General features: G+C 64.7%; 4 protein-coding genes. 2 read left to right on the plus strand and 2 right to left on the minus strand.

The window, feature by feature from the left end; translation table 11 throughout:
- A partial coding sequence (locus HFRIS_RS24325; RefSeq protein ID WP_006465686.1) for an amidase family protein occupies positions 1–510 on the minus strand: 510 nt, incomplete at its 3' end.
- Between the two features lie 89 nt (positions 511–599).
- Positions 600–902 (minus strand): Asp-tRNA(Asn)/Glu-tRNA(Gln) amidotransferase subunit GatC, encoded by a 303-nt coding sequence (gatC, locus tag HFRIS_RS24330; RefSeq protein WP_006465687.1) that lies wholly within the window; start codon positions 900–902, stop codon positions 600–602.
- Positions 903–1,260: 358 nt separating this feature from the next.
- Here gatC and HFRIS_RS24335 point away from each other — a divergent pair, with 358 nt between their 5' ends.
- Together HFRIS_RS24335 and mreC are read left to right on the plus strand one after the other, a co-directional pair.
- Positions 1,261–2,304 carry a rod shape-determining protein gene (locus HFRIS_RS24335; protein WP_006465688.1) on the plus strand — a complete coding sequence of 348 codons (1,044 nt, stop codon included), beginning with the start codon at positions 1,261–1,263 and terminating at the stop codon, positions 2,302–2,304.
- Between the two features lie 298 nt (positions 2,305–2,602).
- The coding region (gene mreC / locus HFRIS_RS24340) for a rod shape-determining protein MreC (RefSeq protein ID WP_006465689.1) at positions 2,603–3,553 on the plus strand (951 nt) is incomplete at its 3' end.

The raw sequence follows: 3,553 nt of genomic DNA on the forward strand, positions 1-3,553 counted from the left end.
GGTGTCGGTGGCGGTGGCGGCCGGCGCCAGGCGCGCGGCCACGGCCGCGGCCGAGCCGCCCGAGGAGCCGCCGGGGATAGCGGTCTTGTCCCAGGGGTTCTTCACCGGGCCGTAGAAGGAGTTCTCGTTGCTGGAGCCCATGGCGAACTCGTCACAGTTGAGCTTGCCCAGGGTGACGGTGCCGGCGGCGTTGAACTGTTCCACCACGGTTGCGTCGAAGGGGCTCACGTAGTCCTGCAGCATGCGCGAACCGGCGGTGGTGCGCCAGTTGCGGGTGACGAAGATATCCTTGTGGGCGATCGGGATGCCGGTCAGGGGGCCGGCCTCATTGCCCGCCAGGCGGGCGTCGGCGGCCTGCGCCTGGGCCAGCGTCAGGGCGCGATCCACATGCAGGAAGGCATTGAGGTCACTGGCCTCGATGCGGTCCAGGAACAGGGTCGCCAGTTCGGTGGCGGAAATCTTGCGCGCTTGCAGTTGCGCGGACAGTTCTTTGAGGGTGAGCTTGTGCATGGAATTGGTTACGCTGCGGTCTTGCATGGCCGGCTGGGCCGGGAACGGTCAGGTTCGGTGAGGGCGCTGAGTGCGGTTGTGCGCCGCGCTTATTCGATCACCTTGGGTACCAGGTACAGGCCATCCTGGGTGGCCGGCGCCGGCTGCTGGTAGTCCTCGCGACGATTGGACTCGGTGACCGCGTCCTCGCGCAGGCGCAGCGCCAGCATCGGCTCGATGGCGGCGATCGGGTGCGACAGCGGCTCCACGCCGGAGGTGTCGATGGCCTTCATCTGCTCCACCAGGGCAAAGATGCCATTGAGCTTTTCCAGCGTTTCACCGGCCTGGGCCTCGGTGAGCTCCAGTCGGGACAGGTTGGCGATGCGTTTGACGTCGGAAAGGGCTAGTGACATGGTCGAAAGGACGCGCCGGGCGCGCCGCATGATGTTGAAATTGGAAGACCCGCAGCCAGTGGGGCCAGGAGCGGTTTTCCGGGCCTCGGCAACGTCGGCGAGTGCGCTTGCGCGGCGACCCGGCCGGGTCATGGCATGTATCGCATGAAAAACGGCAAACCCGCGCCAGATGGCGGTCGGAAGGTCTCGCGATGCGGATATTTTTGGCGGTCCGGCTTGCTGGTTTCTCTGGAATTATAAGGTAGAATGTCGGATTAATGCCTTGCTGGCGCCTGATTTTCGCGTCGCCGCAGCATGAACGGACACCTCCCCCTATCAAAAAGCTAGGCGCCCCATGGCGGGCGCATCAGGACAACTCATGTTTGGATTTCTCCGCAGTTACTTTTCTAACGATCTGGCGATCGACCTGGGTACCGCGAACACGCTGATCTACGCGCGCGGCCATGGCATCGTGCTGGACGAGCCTTCGGTCGTGGCGATCCGCCAGCAAGGCGGCCCCAACGGCAAGAAGACCATCCAGGCAGTGGGCAAGGAAGCAAAGCAGATGCTGGGCAAGGTGCCCGGCAACATCGAGGCGATCCGCCCGATGAAGGACGGCGTGATCGCCGATTTCACCGTCACCGAGCAGATGTTGAAGCAGTTCATCCGCATGGTGCATGACTCCAAGCTGTTCCGCCCCTCCCCCCGCATCATCATCTGCGTGCCCTGCGGTTCGACCCAGGTGGAGCGTCGCGCCATCCGTGAATCGGCGCTGGGCGCCGGTGCATCCCAGGTCTACCTGATCGAGGAACCGATGGCTGCGGCCATCGGCTCGGGCCTGCCGGTCTCCGACGCCACCGGTTCGATGGTGGTGGACATCGGCGGCGGCACCACCGAAGTGGGCATCATCTCGCTGGGCGGCATGGTCTACAAGGGTTCGGTGCGTGTGGGTGGCGACAAGTTCGACGAAGCCATCGTCAACTACATCCGCCGCAACTACGGCATGCTGATCGGCGAACAGACCGCCGAAGCGATCAAGAAGGAAATCGGCTCGGCCTTCCCGGGTTCGGAAGTCAAGGAAATGGAAGTCAAGGGCCGCAACCTGTCCGAAGGCATCCCGCGCTCCTTCACCATCTCCAGCAATGAAATCCTGGAAGCCCTGACCGATCCGCTGAACAACATCGTTTCGGCCGTGAAGAACGCGCTGGAACAGACCCCGCCGGAACTGGGCGCCGACATCGCCGAAAAGGGCATGATGCTCACCGGCGGCGGCGCACTGCTGCGCGACCTGGATCGCCTGCTGATGGAAGAAACCGGCCTGCCGGTGATCGTCGCCGAAGACCCGCTGACCTGCGTGGTGCGCGGCTCGGGCATGGCGCTGGACCGCATGGACAAGCTGGGTTCGATCTTCTCGGCCGAGTAATCCGGCATGACCCACGGCCGGCCCTGCAATTTCAGGCCCGGCCGGCAACTGGCAGTATCAGCACGAACCGGCGGCGATGTACCGCCGGATGAGCGGGGAACCGATACGTTCGATATGACGCAGTCCACACCGACTTGTCACGCCTTGCGCACCCCATGTGCGCATCCGGGGCAGGCACGGCTGGCGCTGGGTCGGGTGAACGCCTCGGCTCCCCTTTTTGTTATCGTTTTCGACGCAGGAAGTGAGTTCTCCGCCTGCAGACGGCCGCGCCACGCGGCCCTGCCGGCGGCCTGACGCCATGGAAATCCCACCACTCTTCAAGCAGGGCGCCTCGGCCCGGGTGCGCGTGACCGTCTTCGCATTGCTGTCGGTCGTGATGCTGGTGGTCGACGCCCGCATGCACGTACTGGGTACGCTGCGCCAGGCGCTGGGCACCGCGCTCTATCCGTTCCAGACGGTGGCCATGATCCCGCGCGATGCCATCACCAATTCGAGCGACTATTTTTCCTCGATGGCCTCGCTGCAGCGGGAAAACCACGAGCTGCGCCAGCAACAGATCGTCAATGCCCAGCTGATGCAGCAGGAGCGCCTGCTGGCAGCGGAAAACGCCCAGTTGCGCAAGCTCCTGGACATGCAGCAGAAGGTGCCGGTCAAGTCCATCGTCGGCGAAATCCTGTACGACGCCCGTGACCCGTTTACCCGCAAGATCATCCTCAACCGTGGTTCACAGCAGGGCGTGACGGCGGGCCAGCCGGTGATCGACGAGGTCGGCATCGTGGGCCAGGTGACGCGGGTGTTCCCGTTCACCTCGGAGGTCACGCTGCTGACCGACAAGGACCAGGCCATCCCGGTCCAGGTCCTGCGCAATGGCCTGCGTAGCGTGGCCTACGGCCGTGGCCAGACCGGCGCGCTGGATCTGCGCTTCATGCCGGCCAATGCCGATATCCAGAAGGGCGACGTGCTGGTGACCTCGGGCATCGACGGCGTCTATCCGCCGGGCCTGTCGGTGGCCAGCGTGGCGCTGGTGGAGACGCGCTCGGCCGATTCCTTCGCCCGCATCGTCTGCCGCCCCCTGGCCGGTATCGACCGCCACCGCCAGCTGCTGATCCTGCTGGTGGAAAAGAACCTGCCGCCGCGCCCGGAACCGGACGTCATCGACGAAAAATCGGCCAAGCTGTTCAAGCGTCGCCTGCGTGACAGTACCCGCGACAACAGCGCCGACGAGGCCAATGCCACGCCCAAGGACAAG

Origin of the sequence: Herbaspirillum frisingense GSF30 (assembly GCF_000300975.2) — a bacterium.
Classification (GTDB): domain Bacteria; phylum Pseudomonadota; class Gammaproteobacteria; order Burkholderiales; family Burkholderiaceae_D; genus Herbaspirillum; species Herbaspirillum frisingense.

Bases quoted from the DNA above. Each gene is read 5' to 3' on its own strand.
- gatC (WP_006465687.1), bottom strand. From the start codon at position 902: ATGTCACTAGCCCTTTCCGACGTCAAACGCATCGCCAACCTGTCCCGA.
- HFRIS_RS24335 (WP_006465688.1), top strand. From the start codon at position 1,261: ATGTTTGGATTTCTCCGCAGTTACTTTTCTAACGATCTGGCGATCGAC.